Here is a 16,956-nt window from a genome sequence, read left to right on the forward strand (position 1 = left end):
CCCGAGTGGGGCCATTTTTGGTAAAACGCGTCGTTGTGGGACTCGCATTGTTACCGCCCCAGATGAACCCGGGCAGACAAAAAGGGGAGGTGCCGGCTTTCGCAAGGCGCGAACCTACGAAAATCGCCGCGCGGCAACGCGGGGCGATGAGCTCGGTCGGGGGATAGGGCCCGCTTCGCCCGCCGGCCCGTAAATTGTATCATCCAGTGTGGAACGAGGACGCCCGTTGCCGCGTGCGATGGGCTTGCAATAAGAGGAGAGCCATGTCGAAGCAAGCGGTCGTTGGAATCTTGGCGCATGTCGATGCCGGTAAGACCACGTTGGCCGAGGCCATGCTGTTCAACGCGGGCCGCATTCGCAAGCGCGGTCGCGTGGACGATGGCGATTCGCATCTGGACACTAACACGATCGAGCGCGAGCGCGGCATCACGATTTTCTCGTCGCAGGCCGTGCTCGACCACGGCGATACCCACGTCATGCTCGTGGATGCTCCCGGCCATGTCGATTTTTCTGCCGAGGCGGAGCGCACACTGCGTGCCCTGGACTACGCGATTCTGGTGGTGGGCGCCAACGATGGCGTGCAGGGGCACACCGAAACCCTGTGGCGCCTGCTTGCACGCTATGACATCCCGACGTTCATCTTCATCAACAAGATCGATTTGGAGAATCCCGGCCGCGATGTTTTGCTGGCGCAACTTGGGCAGCGTCTTTCCGAGGGCTGCCTGGATGCCAACGAGCTGCTGGCGGGCGGCGCCGTTCAGGAGGACGCTGCTGCGTTGGACGAAGCGGCGCTCGAGGAGTTTCTTGAAGCGGGTGAGCTTTCTGTCGCAACGCTGTCGCGCATGGTTGTTGAGCGCAAGCTCTTTCCCTGCTTTGCCGGCTCGGCGCTCAAGGACCAAGGCGTTGACGAGCTACTGGATGGTATATGCGCGCTGATGCGTGAGCAGGCGTGGCTCCCGGAGTTTGCCGCGCGCGTCTATCGTGTCAGCCGCGGGGATCGTGGCGAGCGCTTGGCTTGGGTTAAAGTGACCGGCGGCACGCTGCGCGCAAAACAGATGATCAGCGGGCATTCCAGTGCCGAGGCGTGGGAACAGAAGGTCGATCAGGTACGCATCTATAACGGCGAGAAGTATGAGCTTGCCCAAGAAGTTGCTGCTGGCGGTATTTGCGCCGTGACGGGTCTTGCGCACGTTCGCCCAGGGGACGCCCTGGGCACGGAGCCCGCGGGCGATGCACCTGTCATTGCGCCGGTCCTCACCTATACGGTGCTACCGGGCGAACACGATGTCCATGCGGTGTTTAAAGCACTGACCGAGTTGGCGGACGAAGACCCCATGCTCGGCGTAAGCTGGAATACGCATCTTGAGCAGATTCACTTGCAGTTGATGGGAGCCGTGCAGCTCGAGGTCGTGCAGCGGGTGTTGGCCGATCGCTTTGGCCTTACGATTGAGTTTGAGTCCGGCGGCATTCTCTATAAGGAGACGATCTCGCAGCCGGTCGAGGGTGTGGGCCACTTTGAGCCACTGCGCCATTACGCCGAGGTGCACCTGCGCCTTGAGCCGCTGCCGGCGGGCTCAGGCGTGCAATTTGGTACCGCTACCTCGACTGACGAGCTCGATCTGAACTGGCAGCGCCTGGCGCTCACCAACGCCATGGAGCGCGATCACCTGGGCGTGTTGACCGGCTCGCCCATCACCGATGTGCGCATCACGCTTACGGGTGGCCGTGCACATGCCAAACACACCGAGGGCGGTGATTTTCGTCAGGCCACGTACCGCGCGATTCGTCAGGGTTTGATGCGGGCACGCGAGGCGGGTGCGGCGGTGCTGTTGGAGCCGTGGTACCACTTTGAGCTCGAGGTGCCGGGAGATTGCGTGGGCAGGGCGCTTTCGGATGTCACGCGCATGGGCGCCGAGTACGAGCCGCCGGCGATGGCGGCCGACCGGGCGAAGCTTGTGGGTCGCGTGCCGGTATCCGAGGTGCAGGATTACGCGCTGGAGGTGGCTGCCTACACGAGCGGCCGCGGGCATTTGTACCTTGAGTTCGCCGGTTATGCGGCTTGCCATGATGCCGAGCGCGTCATCGAGGCGGCCGCCTATGAGCCCGAGGCCGATCTGCCCAACACGCCCGATTCGGTCTTTTGCGCCCACGGCGCCGGCTATACGGTCAAATGGTACGACGTGCCCGCCGCGGCACACGTAAAGATCGATCCCGCCACCTTCCGCCCCTATCGCCCCGCCGACGCCGAGTTTTTCGGCCACATGTGACAAAGGGACAGTCCCTTTGTCACATTCAGTTGGTGTAACTCGGTATAAGTTGGTATAACTATTACCAGCCTTTGCCAATTCGAGGAGGCCGACATGAATCCAAATCCCTTTAAGCCAACGGCTGGTAAGCGGCCTCCGCTACTCATCGGTCGCGAGTCGGTCATCGAAGATTTTGAGGAAGGGCTCGATAACGGCGCCGGGGCGCCGGGCAGGCTCATGCTCATTACAGGAAACCGCGGCTGTGGCAAAACAGTTCTCCTGCGGGAGCTGCAACGTCTGGCCAGTGAGCGCGGATGGGCGGTTGTCTCCGATTCCGCTTCGCTTGGTTTATGCGACCGCTTGGCCGACGCACTCCGCTCGAATAAGCCCGTTGTGACGTCAATGGAGTTTGGCCCATCGTTTGGACGGATGTCGGTTGAGGCGGCGCGGGCAAAAGGCGAGACGTTGCGAGGGCTGGTCAACGAACGTCTCAAGAAACTCGGTCCAGGTAAGGGCATCCTGTTTGCGATTGACGAGGCTCAATCGGCGTCTATTGAGGAGCTGGCGGCCCTTGCCGTTCTTTATCAGCAGGTGCTGGGAGATCAGGATGCCACGGGCTTGCCCGATAGCGACCAGCGCGGTCTTGCGCTGGTCTTTGCCGGCTTGCCCAGCATGGTTGACGATCTGCTCGAAGAGCCGAGCGTGACGTTTTTGCGACGTGCCCAGCAGCGTACGTTGGGGACGATTTCTTTGCCCAAGGTGCGCGATTCGTATATCCAGACGGTCGAGTGTGCCGGTCTTTGCGTTGATGCGGGAACGGCGGACCTTGCAGCGCACAAGAGCATGGGGCATCCCTATATGGTTCAGCTGGTGGGATATTACATGTGGCGGTCTGCTGTCCGGCGTGGCTCGCAAGTCATTGAAAGGCGCGATGTCGAGGATGGCCATGCGGATGCCGTCTCCGAGTTCTACGAAGCGGTTGACGCGCCTCTGTATTACGGACTGCGCACCCCACAGCGTCTCTTTATCGAGGCCATGGCGGTTGACGAGGACAAGCCGACGCGCATGGCGGATATCATTGAGCGCTGCGACCGTACCCAGAGCTGGGCGAGTAAATATCGCGCAAGCCTGATTCGCGAGCGCGTCATCGAGGCTGCCGGATACGGTCTCGTCCGGTTTACCGTGCCCATGCTGAGCAAGTACATTCGCGACCGCATTTTATGGCATGAGTAGGGTGATAAAGGTGACGGAACAGAAGATGAGCCCGCAAGCTATCGAGGTGCGTGGCGCGCGCGTCCATAACCTTAAGGACATCGATATCGATATTCCGCTGGGAAGGCTCGTGGGTATTGCCGGCGTATCGGGTTCGGGCAAGAGCTCGCTGGCGCTGGGAGTTCTTTATGCCGAGGGCTCGCGCCGTTACCTGGAGGCGCTCAGCACCTATACACGTCGCCGTCTGACGCAGGCCGAGCACGCCCAGGTGGATGAGGTATTGCACGTGCCGGCGGCGCTCGCGTTGCATCAGCGCCCCAGTGTGCCAGGCGTACGCTCGACCTTTGGCACCATGACCGAGCTCAACAATAGCCTGCGTCTGCTCTTTAGCCGTTGCGCCCATCACGTGTGCCCGCATTGCGGGGCGCGTGTGGAGCCGAGCCTTAACGTGGCTGCGGGCCTGTCACTCACGTGTCCGACATGCGGCCGCGAGTTCTACGCGCCGAGTGCCGAGGATTTGGCTTTCAATAGCGGCGGTGCATGTCCCACCTGTGGCGGCACCGGTGTCATGCGCGAGGTGGACGAGGCGAGCCTGGTGCCCGACGAGTCAAAGACCATCAACGAGGGCGCAGTGCTTCCCTGGGGTACGCTCATGTGGGATCTGATGAAGCAGGTGGCCGGCGAGATGGGCGTGCGTACCGATGTGCCGTTTAACCAGCTCACATCTCAAGAGCGCGACATCGTGTTCCACGGTCCGGCGGTTAAGAAGCACATTCTTTACGTTCCCAAAAACGGCGAGGGCGCCACGCCGCTCGACTTTACCTATTACAACGCCGTCTATACGGTCGAGAATGCGCTCGCCAAGGTTAAGGACGATAAGGGACTTAAACGCGTGGCTCGCTTTTTGCGCGAGGGTCCATGCCGCGATTGCGGTGGCACGCGTCTCTCCGAGGCGGCACGCCAGCCCCGGGTGAGCGGTATCAATCTGGCGCAGGCCGCGGCCATGACGCTGGGTGAGGCGATTGAGTGGGTACGCGGGGTGCCTGCATCCTTGCCGACCGAGATGCGGCCCATGGCAACGGATATCTGCGACTCGTTTTTGGGCGCGGCCCGTCGCCTGGTTGACCTGGGTCTCGATTACCTCTCACTCGACCGCGCCGGTGCCACGCTCTCCACGGGTGAGCGCCAGCGCGTGCAGCTTGCCCGCGTGGTACGCAACCGCTCGACGGGCGTGCTGTATGTGCTGGACGAGCCTTCGATTGGCTTACATCCCGCGAACGTCGACGGCTTGGTAGGCGTAATGCGCGATCTGGTGGTCGACGGCAATACCGTGGTTGTTGTCGACCACGACACGCGCGTGCTGGCAGAAGCCGACTATCTGGTCGAGATGGGCCCCGTTGCGGGAGCAGGCGGCGGCCATGTAATCGCCGCCGGTACGGTAGACGAGGTCGAACAATCGCAGGGCAGCCGCATCGCGCCGTTCTTGCGCTCGGACCCCAAGCGTCTGCGCCCGCAGGTGGCTGACGACGAACTGTTCGACCTAGGCCATATCCGCATGGCGACCGATGCCATCCATACCGTCAAACCACTCGAAGTCGATATCCCGCGCGGCCGCCTTGTCGCGGTGACGGGTGTTTCGGGTTCGGGCAAGACGACACTGGTGCTCGAGACGCTCATCCCGGCGCTCAAGGCGCAAGCGGCCGGCGAGCGCCTGCCAAGGCACGTGCGTTGGGTCGATGCCGAGGGCATCGCGCGCGCCAACCTGATTGACGCCACGCCCATCGGCGCCAACGTACGCTCGACGGTAGCGACCTATGCCGACATCCATGATGAGCTGCGCCGTGCCTTCGCCCGTACGCCCGAGGCCAAGGCGGCAGGATATAAAGCGGGTGCCTTTAGCTACAACACTGGCGCTTTGCGTTGCCCCACGTGCGATGGCACGGGCTCGATATCACTTGACGTGCAGTTTTTGCCCGATGTCGAGATCGTCTGTCCTGCATGTCGCGGCTCGCGTTATGCAGACGCGGCCTCGCATATCCATCGTGAGGGCAGGGGCGGGAGCCTGCTTACGTTGCCGCAGCTCATGGACATGAGCGTGGACGAGGCCCTCGATGCCACACTGGGACTCAAGAAAGTTCAGACGCGTCTGCAGACCCTGCACGACCTGGGGCTGGGCTATCTCACACTCGGCGAGCCCACGCCGGCGCTCTCGGGCGGCGAGGCACAGCGCCTTAAGCTTGCAAGCGAGATGGGCCGCGTGCAGGATGATGCCGTGTTTGTGTTCGACGAGCCCACAATCGGACTACATCCGCTCGATGTTCAGGTGTTGCTGAGTGTGTTTGACGGCCTTGTTGCCAAGGACGCCACGGTTGTCGTGATCGAACACGACCTCGACCTTATCCGTAACGCCGATTATGTGATCGACATGGGCCCGGGCGGTGGCGATGCCGGCGGGCAAATCGTCTGCGTCGGCACACCGGGCGACATCGCGGCCTACTCCAAGAGCATCACTGGCCGCTACCTCTAGCAGAATGTGACAAAGGGACAGTCCCTTTGTCACATCCGATGCCTATTTCACGCATTGAGCGGCGAGATAGTCGCGGAAGAACGGTAATTCAAAAGCGACGATTCCGCGCCCGCGTTCTCCAATGATGCCGGCGTCTATCATGCGGCGTCGGTAGCGGGAGACCTGTTGCGGCGAACGCTTAAGGCGCTCGACAAGGTCAGCGGTGGTGGACTCTTCTTCGTCATCGAGCATGGCGATGAGAAATCGCTTGTCCTCTGCAGTGAGTTCCCGGTAAGTCGCTGCGAGGATTCGGTCGTCCATTTCATCGCGTGCGATTTTGATTCCCTGGTCAAAGTCGCGAGATGATATTTCCCTCGAGTTGCTCGTGAGATCCCAGGCGCGGTAACCCACAAGCTGCAAAAGGAAAGGAAAGCCCGAAATCGAGCGAACGGCCTTATCGATTCCCTCGGAATCCGCCAAACGGTCGTTTTCCTGGATTGTGCGAATCAAGGCCTCGCGTACATCGTAGTCGGTGATACGCCCCAGATGATATTGCTGGGCGCGACGAAGGAACGAGACCGTCTTGTGGTTCAGCAACGTCGAGACGTTGTTAGGAAGTCCCGCCATGAGCAGCGCGACGCGTTTCCCATCGGTCACAAAGTGCTGATACGTGGCTGCGAGCTGGATCATCTCGTCGAGCGTCGGGTCGACCTCATCAACCGTAACGAGCAGGCCGGTGCCCGCCTCGTTGAGCTGGTCGATGATGTCGCTCATGCGATAACGCCAGGTTGAGGCATCGTGAACGCGATTGACCTCGATGCTGCCGAGCGGTGCAATTCCGAGACCGGTGACTTCGAAGTGGCTGGACGAGTCGATGAGATGGGCTGCGGCACGTTTCGCCCCGAACTCGATTTCCTCAAGCATTCCCGAGAGCGCGGTCGTCTTTACGGCTATCCAGCCGTGAGATTCCGCCCTTGTCGCGAGCGACGACATGAGAGCGGTTTTACCGGTTCCACGCGCGCCTGAGAAGATCGAGGTCAATTCCGGGCGTCTACGCTGACTCAAGAAGGCACGGTCCAAATCCCGAATAATCTGTTGTCTGCCGGCGAGATGGGCAGGAACCTCACCAAAACTGGGAGTAAACGGGTTCTCGAGATATTCCACAAGGCTCTCCTTTCGCATCGCCGTTTAACTCCATTTTATTCTAGTTAATTCTGATTAAAAGCGACGGCTCGTTATTTGGTGCATCAATGTGACAAAGGGACAGTCCCTTTGTCACATGCCGGGGAAGCCTGTCTGGCGGAGGGCCTCGTAGAGGACGATGGCGGCGCTGTTGGAGAGGTTGAGGGCGCTGATGCGGTAGTCGTCCGGGTCTACAAAGTTGCCGCAGATATCCTGCTGAAGGATGGCCTCGTGGCCGCTCTCGCTATGCCCGAGCGCCTCCTCGTGGGCTTCCCAAGCCTCGGCGTTATCGAGTGAGTCGCAATCGCGCAGCATCGGGATGCGCTCGCAGCGCGCGGGCGCCGCGGCAAGCAGTGACTCGGGAATCCCCGAGCTCTCGCTGCCAAAGACCAGATAGTCACCGTCGCGGTAGGTGCTTTGCGCATAGGTGCGGCGCGCCTTTTTGGTCAGCAGATGCAGGCGCTCGTCGGCAGGGGAGAGGTCGTTGCGCACAAGGAAATCCTCCCAGCTGGCATAGGTCGTCACGTCCAAGTTTTGCCAGTAGCTCAGGCCGGCGCGACGCACCGTCTTGTCGTCGAGCGAAAAGCCCAGCGGCTCTACCAGATGCAGGCGGGCGCCAGTAACCACGCAGGTGCGGCCGATATTGCCCGTATTGGCCGGAATCTCGGGTGCATACAGCACGATATTGAACATGAATCTCCTTGGCTCAGAATGAAAAACCACCACGAAGGGGACAGGCACCTTCGTGGTGGTTAGGCGGTTACGTGGGCGGAAAACGCCCGCTTTGATAACCTAGGCGCGGTGCCAGTCGGCCAGGCAGGCATCGAGGGCGGCGATGAGCGCGTCCTTGTCCATGTGACGCCCGATGATGCACAGGCTCGTCATGCGGTCGCCCGTCTCGTCGTCCCAAATCTGCATGATCTCGGGGTTCTCGTCGATAATCTTCTGCTTCTCGCCCTCGGGCGCAGAATCGACAAACAGACCGTTCTCCATTAGGCGCATCTGGTGTCCGGCCTGCTCAAACATGTAGCACATGTCCGGATTGCCGGTCTGCCACAGCGGGCCCTTGACGCGAATGACCTCGTCGGGCCACTCCTGCTCAACAAAATCGGTGAACTTCTGCAGGTCAAACGGCTTGCGGCGCGAGTACACAAAGGTCTCGATGTCGTACTCGAGCACCTCGGGGTCGTCGTGCTCCTCGGGATGCTCCATGGCCTCGATCCAAGCGGCGGAGTTGTAGGCGCGCATAAAGTCGAAGCGGCCGGTGTCGAGCAGCTCCTCCATGGGGACCTCGCCGTTTTGGGCTTCGACGATCACGGCGTCCTTCTGCAGGCTGCGCACAATGGCCTTGAGCTCTGCGATCTGCTCGGGGGTGACGGTGTCAGTCTTATTAAGAACCAGCGTGGAGCAAAACTCGATCTGCTGGATGAGCAGGCTCTCGATGTCGTCCTCGTCGATATCCTCGGCCAGCAGGTCGCGGCCGCCGTTGAACTCGTCGTACATGCGGGCGCAGTCGACCACGGCCACGATGTTGTCGAGCGCGAGCTTGGGCTCGCCGCCCACCTTGGCCTCGTCGCAGAAGCTCGAGATGGTGTAGGCGATGGGGATAGGCTCGCAAATACCCGAGGCCTCGATGATGATGTAGTCGAACTTGCCCGAATCGGCGATGCCCTGCAGCTGGTTGGCCAGATCGTCCGAAAGCGTGCAGCAGATGCAGCCGTTGGTGAGCGGGATAAGGTCGTCGGTCTCGGAAAGGCCGCCGTCGGCGATGAGGCTGGCGTCGACGTTGATCTCGCCGATATCGTTGACGATCACGGCGGCGCGGATGCCGCCGTCGTTGGCGAGGATGTGGTTGAGCAGCGTGGTCTTGCCGGCACCGAGGTATCCGGTAAGCATGATGATCTTCACGGGTTTGTTGGGCATGTGCCCTCCTTTGTTAGACATGGCTTACAGTTGAATCTTATGCCAAACGCCTGCTCTTATACCCACGCGCCGACAAATAACACAGGCTACTCCCAGGCTCCCCACACGTCGGGACAATAACCGACGGTGGCCTTTTTGCCGTTGCGCACGATGGGCTCGGCCAGAACCTGCTGGTTCTCGAGCAGCTTATCAAAGCGCTGGCTGGGGGTGAGGTGCTGGATGAGTGCGAGCGTCTCCTCGTCCTTGGCTTTGGGGTTGAGCAGCTTGTCGATGCCGCCAACCGCCTGCATCACGCTCGTGAGCTCGCCCTTGCTCATCTCCTTTTCCTTAAGGTCAATAAACTGCACCTTAATGCGGCGCTCCTTAAAATAACGCTGGGCCTTCTTGGTATCGAAGGACTTCTTAGTCCCAAAAATTTGAATATTCATATCTATGTTCCGCCGTTCTACCTGATGAAGTTGGTCCTAGCGCGATCGGCCTGGGGGGCTTCGATGCCGGCGGCCTTTCCAGCCTCGATGCAACGTAGGAGCCAGGCCATGTTTTTGCCGATGTTTCGCATGGTGGCAAGGCCTTCGGCGTCCTGGGCGGCCTCGCCCGGCATGGCGCCAAAGACGTTGTTCCAGTAGGTGGATGCCACCACGGGCATCTGGTTGATGGTGAAGTACTTGTTGAGCACATCGAAGGTGGTCGACGTGCCACCGCGACGGGCAACGGCGACAGCGGCGCCCGGCTTGTGCGCAAAGGCCTTGCTGCCGGCATAGAATGCACGGTCGAGGGCAGAGAGGATACGTCCGCTGGGGTGCGCGTAGTAGACGGGCGAACCAAAGACAAAGCCGTCTGCCTGCTCGGCAGCGGCAATCAGCTCGTTGACCATATCGTCGTCAAAGGTGCAACGGCAATCGAGCTTGCCGCACTGGCCGCAACCGATGCAGTCGCGAATGGGCTTGGCGCCCAGCTGAAACATCTCGGTATCGATACCCTCGGCGTTGAGCTGCTCGGCGACCTCGGCGAGTGTGCGGGCCGTGTTGCCGTTTGCCTTGGGGCTGCCATTGACCAAAAGAACCTTCATCACAAACTCCCTCTGCTGTCGGTGACTTCTGCGGAGGATTATCGCACGAGCGGGCAGATGGCGTGGGGCGCGATGCGAAACGGGCTGTGTTTCGCATCGCGCCCCATAACGCTAGTCCAGCTTGGTGCCCGGTACCTGTGGCGCCTCTCTAATCAGCGCATTAAGTTCGTTCAAAATGGAAACGGGCTGTCGGTCGACGGCGTCCAGATGAAGCGTCGCCACGCGAAGGGGCGGCTGATATTCAAATGAGCCAAGGAGCACGGGCGATCCCAAGAACCGTTCGATTTCGTCTGCAACCGCGTCGGTCTCTTCGGGATCAAGCTCGTCAAAGAGCGCCACGAACATCGGTCCGGTCGAGCGGAACAGACGACCCTTGCCGCGCGAGCAATCCATGAGGCAGGCGGCGCTTTCTGCCAAAACGCGGTCGCCTGCATCAAAGCCAAAGCGGGCATTGACCTTGGCGATGTCGTCGATTTTAATGGCGATCAAGCCCGCGTTTCGTGCCACGCGACGCATCTCGCCAATGGCGTTGACCAGGGCGTGGATATCGCCCAGACCGGTCACGGAATCGGTCGTATCTGCCAAGCTTCGGTTGGTGACAATGCCCACATACATGTTGGGCTCGGTGTCGGTGCCGTCCAGGCGGTAACCCGTGCAGTCGCAAAGCGCGTATTTTCCGGCGGTATTCATGACGCGATACTGCATGCAGTGGAAGTGCCACGTGCCGTTTACCACCATATCGAGCTCGGCACGTACGTTGTCGCGGTCCTCGGGGTGAACACGGGCAAGCCATATATCGAGCGAGTTGTAGGGATGCTGGGAGGGTAGGTCAAAATCGCGCACGGCATTAACCGACCATTGCGATTCGCCGGTGTCGAGGTTAATGATGAACGGATAGCGCGTCTCGGAGCTCATGGAGATCGCTTGGAACACTCGGTCGTTGCAGGGGGGGGGTTGTTCGGTGACCGGGCGTTGCGGCGCATCGCCTTCTTCCGGTTGTTGCACGCGGTACATGAGCTTGTAGCGATACATTTTGCGGTCGGCGTCCTTTGTCATCTGGCGACGCGTATCGCCTGCAAGTGGGTCGACGCGCGAGCAGCCAAAGCTAAAGCTGGCGATCATGGGCGCCTTGCCGTCCGATGTTGCCTCGATAAGATTGGCACGCGTCCGCTCCAGGCGCTGCTCGAGCTCGGCTTCGTCTGTCGTGGGGGATATAAGTACAAATTCGTCTCCACCGATACGGAACAGCAACTCATCGTGCTCCATTGTCTCGGTGAGTGCGCGGCAGATGCTCAGGATGTAGCGATTGCCCTCGGTGTGGCCAAACTTATCGTTGCAATGCTTGAGGCGATCGATGTCAATATAGGCACAGGTGAAGGGGGTGCCTTTGCGCCAGAGCTGATCGACATGGCGGTCGAGTCCGCCACGGTTGCCAAGATTGGTGAGCGAGTCGATATAGGCGCCGTGCTCAAGCAGCTCGCGTTCTTGTTGCAGGATGGCGAGCGTTTTCTGCAGTTGCTCGCCGATGGCACGCAGCTCCGGGGGCAGCGCGGCAACATCGAGCTCGGTGGTTGAGGCCCCGTTCGCAAGTCGCTGAAGATGAGCGATAATCGATTGCTCGCCCAGGCGATACGACTCGTTCATGATGGATGACCTCCCTGGATGGAACAATGGTTTGTATCTTACTCCCAATTCGGTTTAGATTGGGGTATTAGTTAGCTCATGGGAACAAACGCTCCCTCGACGGTGGCGTTTACGCGCGAGCGTATTAGTTGTTATTGCCACCATCGAGCAATGCCTCAAAATCCTTCGCCGGCATGGGGCGGTAGTAGAGGAAGCCCTGAGCGTAGCGGGCGCCCATCTGTCGCAGCATGTTCGCCTGCTCATTTGTCTCGACGCCTTCGATCACAACGGGCAGATGGAGCGACTGCGCCATCTCGAGCATTGATGAGATGATTTGCACGCTGCGGCCCTCATCGCCGTTATCGGGCACAAACGTGCGATCGAGCTTGATGACGTCGACGTTGACGTTCTTGAGCATCGCGAGCGTGGACTGGCCGGTGCCAAAATCGTCCATATAGGTCGAGAAGCCGCGGGTGTGCAGGTCGGCCGTTAGTTTATTCACGGCCTCGGACTCTCCCGTATAAGCTGTCTCGGTGATCTCGATGCGCATGAGCTCGGGCGGCAGGTTGTATTGGGCGGCGAGCGCCCCCATATGCTCGGCAACGTCGCAGGCAAGGATATCCACGCGCGACGCATTAAGCGAGATCGGAACCACGCGAAGCCCCCGATTGATGCGCTCGCGCAGCCACAAGGCAACGCCCTGCCAAACGTATTTGTCGAGCGTCACCACAAAACCGCTTTCCTCGAGAGTGGGGATAAAGGTGGCGGGCGAAATGAGGGAGCCATCCTTGTCGATCCAGCGCGTGAGCGCTTCGGCGCCAATGATCTCGCCGGTTTCCATGTCGACCTGGGGCTGCAGGTAGTAGGTAATACGGCCGTTGGAGAGCGCATATTGGAATTCGGTCAGCATGCGGTGGAACGCGATTTCGCGCTCGTACTCCTCGGGGCGGAAAATGGCAATACGCTCCTTAAAGTCGTTTTTTGCGCGCCGATTGGTAAACATGGCCTTGGCCTGCGCATCGATGGTGATTTTCTCGTTGGAGTCGATGGGGTAGACGCCCATGGACGGCCAGAATCCCACGCCGTCATCATACTTGGCCACGGCCTGGCGAACGCGGCTATAGATCTGATGGACGGTGTCGTGTTCAAAGGGGATGAGTATGCAAAAGTCGTCTTGGCCCCAGTACCCTGCGACGCCCATGTCGGCATTCTCGATGTCTTTGAGGACCGTGCCCACATCGGCGAGCATGCGGTCGCCCTCGGCCTGTCCGTGCCATTCGTTTAACAGTCGCATGTGTCCCATATCGACGGTGGCGACACACCAGGCGCCGTTGCGCCTTGTCTCGAGAAATTCGTTGGCGCGGCGCATAAACTCGCTGGGTCGATAGAGACCCGTGAGCGGATCGATGCGTTCGGCGATGGCGCTTTTGCGCTCCACCTCGGGTATGGGGAGGCTGTCGTTGGGAACAAGCCCGCCGGCCGTGCGAATGCGACGGTCGAGTTCGCCTAAAACGGCGGCCGTTTGATTGGTCAGGTGCTCGTAAAAGGCCGGAACGACAAGACAGACGGGGGTAATGGTGTCGTCCGCGATTCGAACGGGAGCGAAAACGGCCTCTTTGAGATGTTGGATCAGTTGCTCGAATGCTTCGTGATCCAAATTGTTGCTAAGCACGACGAACTGGGCGTTGCGTGAGCGGAAGACGCGACTCCTGCCGCGAGTAATCGACAGCATGCGGCCTGCGTATTCGGCGAGCATGTTGTCGACGGCCTCGGCCCCGTAGAGCTCGTTGAGCTTGGCCGTGCCGCGAACGCGCACTGCTATAAGCCCCGTCTCGCAACGGTCGCGACGGCAGGCATCGATAGCGTTGATCAGCGTGCGCTGCGTTCCGAGACCCGTGGCGGCGTCGACGGTCTCGGCAAGCGAGTGGTTGACGAGCTCGCCGACATAGAGCGAGGGGACATTTCCGTCGCCGTCGATACGAAACCCGCGAGCACGGCCGAGGATGTAGTCGCCGGCGGCATTGCGCACGCGGTACTGCATGACGTGGCGATGTTTGGAGCCGTCATAGATTTGGTCGATGTCGTTGGTATAGGCCTCAAGGTCATCGGGATGGACACGCGTTTTCCAGTAATCGTGGCAGTTGTCTATATGCTCCGAAGGAAGACCAAGATCGCGCAAGGCGCCTTGTGACCAAAGGGTTCGATGTTTGTCCAAGTTCTCGATAAAGAAATATCGGCCTTCGTTGAGCATCGAAAGGGCGTCGAAAATGCGATCGCTTATTTCGAAGTCGTCGGTGTGGGCTTGTGCGATATTGCGTCGATCAAGGTGCACGGCATGACGTAGCTTGTAGTCGTACATGCGATGATCGGCATCGTTCGTCAAGCGATTGGGGGCTTCGCCCAGGGCGGGGTCGGCGTGTGCCACTCCGTAGCTAAACGAGTGAGGCATCTTGGAAGCGTTGTTTTCGAGCAGTACCGTTCGGCAGTGTTCCAGACGTTCGGCAAGGTCGTCCTCGGTCGCAATCGTAGATAGGATGGCGAACTCGTCGCCCCCCAGACGAAATGCCGCCTCGTCCACCTTCATATACAGTTTGAGATAGAGGCTCACCTGCAAGATATAGCGGTTGCCCTCGTCATGTCCAAAGATGTCGTTGCAGTGCTTAAGGTAATCGATGTCGATAAACGCCATGGTCACGGGCAGTTCCTGCTCCCAGAGTTCCTCTAAGGAACGGGTAAAGCCGCCGCGGTTGCCAAGTCCGGTGAGCTCGTCGGTAAAGGCGGTCCTGATCAGATCGTCCTGACGCTCCAGAAGGTCACGGATGGTCTTTTCGAGCGTTTCGGTGTAATTGCTGACAGTATCCATGTTCTAAGCGGCTTTCTGAGGTCGGGGCGGATTGCGTCGGGCGAGCTCGTTGTGTACACGCGTCGTTGCTCAGCGTATTGCGTGTATCCAGGCCTCCGCCTTGCGGCGTTGTTGGGTTACTTTGCCGGCTAATGTTCGCTGTTGATAACTGCTGAGTAGTATAAACAACAGTACAAAATTATATAGGGGTGCCAATACTATGGGTGACAATTATTTGCCAAGCGGTAACACGACGATGCGATGTTCGATGAAAATGCGACTGAGACGATATTTGTTGATGGGTATACTTGTTCCGTTTTAAAACGCAGGAACGGAGATGGTCGCATGGCACAGTCAAATATGACGCGCACGGTGGGGCTGGCGCTCGAGGGAGGCGGCTACCGCGGTATGTATACGGCGGGCGTGCTCGACGTTTGGATGGAGCACGGTTTGACCTGCGACCATATGGTGGGCGTCTCGGCGGGCGCGGCATTTGGCTACAACTTTAAATCGCGCCAGATCGGCCGCGCCATTCGCTATAACAAGGCCTATTGCGCCGACAAACGCTATGCGAGCGTGACCAGCTGGCTGCGAACCGGCGATATGTTCAATGCCGATTTTGCCTATCACGAGGTGCCCATCGAGCGCGATCCCATCGACCTGGAGGCGTATCGCGCCTGCCCCATGCGGTTTACGTGCGTGTGCACCGATATCGAGACGGGCAAGGCCGTCTACCACGACCTGCCCTATGGCGACGAGCGGGATATCGAGTGGATCCGGGCATCGTCGGCGATTCCTGTGGCGACGCGTCCCGTTGCTATTGACGGGCATAAGTATCTGGATGGTGGCGTGGCTGATTCTATTCCCAGCGCATGGCTGTTTGCGCAGGGGTATGACCGCAATATCGTGGTACTCACGCAGCCGGCGGGCTTTGTGAAGCAGCCCAACAGCGTGATGCCCATGCTGCGGCGCGTGTTCCGTCACTATCCGGAGTTTGTTGCAGCGCTTGAGCATCGGCATGAGGTCTACAATGCCACGCTCGATGACCTGGCACGTCGAGAGGCTGCCGGCGAGGTCTTTGTGGTGCGGCCGAGCGAATCGGTGAAGGTGCCGTCGCTGTGCCGCGAACCGGATGAGCTCGAGCGCATCTACCAGGTCGGCCGCCACGATGCAGAGGCGACTTTGCCGGCGTTGGAAGCGTATCTGGCGGGGTAAGGGTCGCATACGGAAAGCGCATCCCGGAATGGAGGCCCAAACTGGGATGCGCTTTCCATTGCTGAAGATATGAGGCTGCGAATCAGCTGTTCGGCCTATGCCTATGCCTGCTGCCAGGTGTCGACAAGCTCCTTGGCCGCGGCGTAGGGATCGTCGGCGCTGCAGACGGCGCTCACCACAAAGAAGCCGTCGACGCCGGTTGCCTTAAGCTGCGGCAAGTCGGCCGTCTTAACGCCGCCGCCCACCACGATGGGCACGGGGCTTGCCGCGTGGAGTGCGGCCAGGTCCTCAAAGCTCTTGGTGATGATGGAGCCATCGGCTGCGCGTCCGCAGTCGCGCTTGGTCTCGGTCTCGTGGAGCGGGCCGATGCCCAGGTAGTCGACCAGACTCATGTCGGCGGTCTTGACGTACTCGAGCATTTCCTCGCAACGGGCCGAAAGGCCCACGATGGCGTCGGGGCCCAGCAGCTTGCGACAGACCTCGACGGGAATATCGCTCTGGCCCACGTGCACGCCGTCGACCGCAATGCCCTGCTCGCGTGCGGCGAGTACGCAGTCAAGGCGGTCATCGATCAGCAAGGCGACCTGACCGGTCTTGCCGGCCTGTGCGATTGCCTGCGCGGCGTCGCCGGTCAGCGCAATGATCTCGCGGGCGCTTGCCACCTTGGAGCGCACCTGAATGCAGGTAAAGCCGGCGTCGAGCGCCTGGGCCACCACATCGCCCACGGGGCGTCCGAGGGTGTTTTCGGGGCCGAGCACCAGATAGGCCGAGATATCAAGGTTGTCGCGGATGCTCATCGTGCTTCCTCCTGCTTTTTGATCTGCGCTTCCATGCGCTCGAGTTTGCCGGTCATGGTGTCGGTAAATCCAGGTCGAATATCGGCTTTGAGCACGACTTCGGTTCGGATGCCCTTGTTCGCTAACACAAAGGTCGCGTCGCGCACGACCTGCATGACCTCGTCCCAGTCGCCCTCGATCTCGGTGAACATCGAGGTGGTGCGGTTGGGAAGGCCGCTCTCGCGAATGACGCGCACGACCTCGGCGACCTCGGCGGACAGTTCATCGCCGGTGCCGCACGGGGCGATGGCCACAGCGACGAGCGTGTTCATGCCGGCATTGGTTGCGGGCTCGGACATGGC

The 16,956-nt window shown here is 60.2% G+C and carries 13 protein-coding genes; 4 read left to right on the forward strand and 9 right to left on the reverse strand.

From position 1 onward, the window contains the following. Positions 1-263 precede the first annotated feature (263 nt). From DXD77_RS01130 to DXD77_RS01140, 3 genes are all read left to right on the forward strand, one after another. Positions 264-2,267, forward strand: a complete 2,004-nt coding sequence (locus DXD77_RS01130) for a translation factor GTPase family protein (RefSeq protein ID WP_117647404.1) — start codon at positions 264-266, stop codon at positions 2,265-2,267. A gap of 93 nt (positions 2,268-2,360) precedes the next feature. Continuing rightward, the gene (locus tag DXD77_RS01135) at positions 2,361-3,479 is read left to right on the forward strand and encodes an ATP-binding protein (RefSeq protein WP_117647406.1); all 1,119 of its coding nucleotides are present in this window, start codon (positions 2,361-2,363) and stop codon (positions 3,477-3,479) included. A gap of 10 nt (positions 3,480-3,489) precedes the next feature. Then, positions 3,490-5,985 (forward strand): excinuclease ABC subunit UvrA, encoded by a 2,496-nt coding sequence (locus tag DXD77_RS01140; RefSeq protein ID WP_233506679.1) that lies wholly within the window; start codon positions 3,490-3,492, stop codon positions 5,983-5,985. 42 nt (positions 5,986-6,027) lie between these two features. Here DXD77_RS01140 and DXD77_RS01145 read toward each other — a convergent pair whose 3' ends face one another. The 7 genes from DXD77_RS01145 to DXD77_RS01175 all read right to left on the reverse strand — a co-directional run bounded on the left by DXD77_RS01145 (position 6,028) and on the right by DXD77_RS01175 (position 14,624). Then, positions 6,028-7,128, reverse strand: a complete 1,101-nt coding sequence (locus tag DXD77_RS01145) for an AAA family ATPase (RefSeq protein ID WP_117647509.1) — start codon at positions 7,126-7,128, stop codon at positions 6,028-6,030. 111 nt (positions 7,129-7,239) lie between these two features. Beyond that, a complete protein-coding gene (locus tag DXD77_RS01150; protein WP_117647409.1) occupies positions 7,240-7,839 on the reverse strand; it encodes a tRNA (cytidine(34)-2'-O)-methyltransferase in 600 nt (199 codons plus the stop codon). A gap of 99 nt (positions 7,840-7,938) precedes the next feature. Continuing rightward, a complete protein-coding gene (locus DXD77_RS01155; RefSeq protein WP_117647411.1) occupies positions 7,939-9,069 on the reverse strand; it encodes a GTP-binding protein in 1,131 nt (376 codons plus the stop codon). An 86-nt stretch (positions 9,070-9,155) separates the two neighbouring features. Then, positions 9,156-9,497, reverse strand: coding sequence for an arsenate reductase family protein (locus tag DXD77_RS01160; RefSeq protein WP_022093957.1), 342 nt, complete (start codon positions 9,495-9,497; stop codon positions 9,156-9,158). Positions 9,498-9,514: 17 nt separating this feature from the next. Continuing rightward, positions 9,515-10,138 (reverse strand): flavodoxin family protein, encoded by a 624-nt coding sequence (locus tag DXD77_RS01165; protein ID WP_117647413.1) that lies wholly within the window; start codon positions 10,136-10,138, stop codon positions 9,515-9,517. 111 nt (positions 10,139-10,249) lie between these two features. After that, positions 10,250-11,782, reverse strand: coding sequence for a diguanylate cyclase domain-containing protein (locus DXD77_RS01170; RefSeq protein ID WP_117647415.1), 1,533 nt, complete (start codon positions 11,780-11,782; stop codon positions 10,250-10,252). 124 nt (positions 11,783-11,906) lie between these two features. Continuing rightward, positions 11,907-14,624, reverse strand: coding sequence for an EAL domain-containing protein (locus DXD77_RS01175; RefSeq protein WP_117647417.1), 2,718 nt, complete (start codon positions 14,622-14,624; stop codon positions 11,907-11,909). 324 nt (positions 14,625-14,948) lie between these two features. Here DXD77_RS01175 and DXD77_RS01180 point away from each other — a divergent pair, with 324 nt between their 5' ends. Continuing rightward, on the forward strand, positions 14,949-15,818 hold the full coding sequence (locus DXD77_RS01180) for a patatin family protein (RefSeq protein ID WP_199408980.1): 870 nt from the start codon (positions 14,949-14,951) through the stop codon (positions 15,816-15,818). Positions 15,819-15,919: 101 nt separating this feature from the next. Here DXD77_RS01180 and DXD77_RS01185 read toward each other — a convergent pair whose 3' ends face one another. Both DXD77_RS01185 and DXD77_RS01190 read right to left on the reverse strand, forming a co-directional pair. Continuing rightward, the gene (locus DXD77_RS01185; protein ID WP_006234517.1) at positions 15,920-16,615 is read right to left on the reverse strand and encodes a thiamine phosphate synthase; all 696 of its coding nucleotides are present in this window, start codon (positions 16,613-16,615) and stop codon (positions 15,920-15,922) included. After that, complete coding sequence (locus DXD77_RS01190) at positions 16,612-16,953, reverse strand: thiamine-binding protein (RefSeq protein ID WP_233502661.1); 342 nt, start codon at positions 16,951-16,953, stop codon at positions 16,612-16,614. Before DXD77_RS01190 ends, DXD77_RS01185 begins: the two co-directional genes overlap by 4 nt. Positions 16,954-16,956: the final 3 nt, after the last annotated feature.

It is taken from the genome of Collinsella sp. TM09-10AT, from assembly GCF_003436275.1.
Lineage (GTDB): Bacteria > Actinomycetota > Coriobacteriia > Coriobacteriales > Coriobacteriaceae > Collinsella.

What these genes read in the sequence shown, in the direction of transcription:
- DXD77_RS01130 (WP_117647404.1), top strand. Translation starts at nt 264, where the DNA reads ATGTCGAAGCAAGCGGTCGTTGGAATCTTGGCGCATGTCGATGCCGGT.
- DXD77_RS01135 (WP_117647406.1), top strand. Translation starts at nt 2,361, where the DNA reads ATGAATCCAAATCCCTTTAAGCCAACGGCTGGTAAGCGGCCTCCGCTA.
- DXD77_RS01150 (WP_117647409.1), bottom strand. Translation starts at nt 7,839, where the DNA reads ATGTTCAATATCGTGCTGTATGCACCCGAGATTCCGGCCAATACGGGC.
- DXD77_RS01155 (WP_117647411.1), bottom strand. Translation starts at nt 9,069, where the DNA reads ATGCCCAACAAACCCGTGAAGATCATCATGCTTACCGGATACCTCGGT.
- DXD77_RS01160 (WP_022093957.1), bottom strand. Translation starts at nt 9,497, where the DNA reads ATGAATATTCAAATTTTTGGGACTAAGAAGTCCTTCGATACCAAGAAG.
- DXD77_RS01165 (WP_117647413.1), bottom strand. Translation starts at nt 10,138, where the DNA reads ATGAAGGTTCTTTTGGTCAATGGCAGCCCCAAGGCAAACGGCAACACG.
- DXD77_RS01170 (WP_117647415.1), bottom strand. Translation starts at nt 11,782, where the DNA reads ATGAACGAGTCGTATCGCCTGGGCGAGCAATCGATTATCGCTCATCTT.
- DXD77_RS01175 (WP_117647417.1), bottom strand. Translation starts at nt 14,624, where the DNA reads ATGGATACTGTCAGCAATTACACCGAAACGCTCGAAAAGACCATCCGT.
- DXD77_RS01180 (WP_199408980.1), top strand. Translation starts at nt 14,949, where the DNA reads ATGGCACAGTCAAATATGACGCGCACGGTGGGGCTGGCGCTCGAGGGA.
- DXD77_RS01185 (WP_006234517.1), bottom strand. Translation starts at nt 16,615, where the DNA reads ATGAGCATCCGCGACAACCTTGATATCTCGGCCTATCTGGTGCTCGGC.
- DXD77_RS01190 (WP_233502661.1), bottom strand. Translation starts at nt 16,953, where the DNA reads ATGTCCGAGCCCGCAACCAATGCCGGCATGAACACGCTCGTCGCTGTG.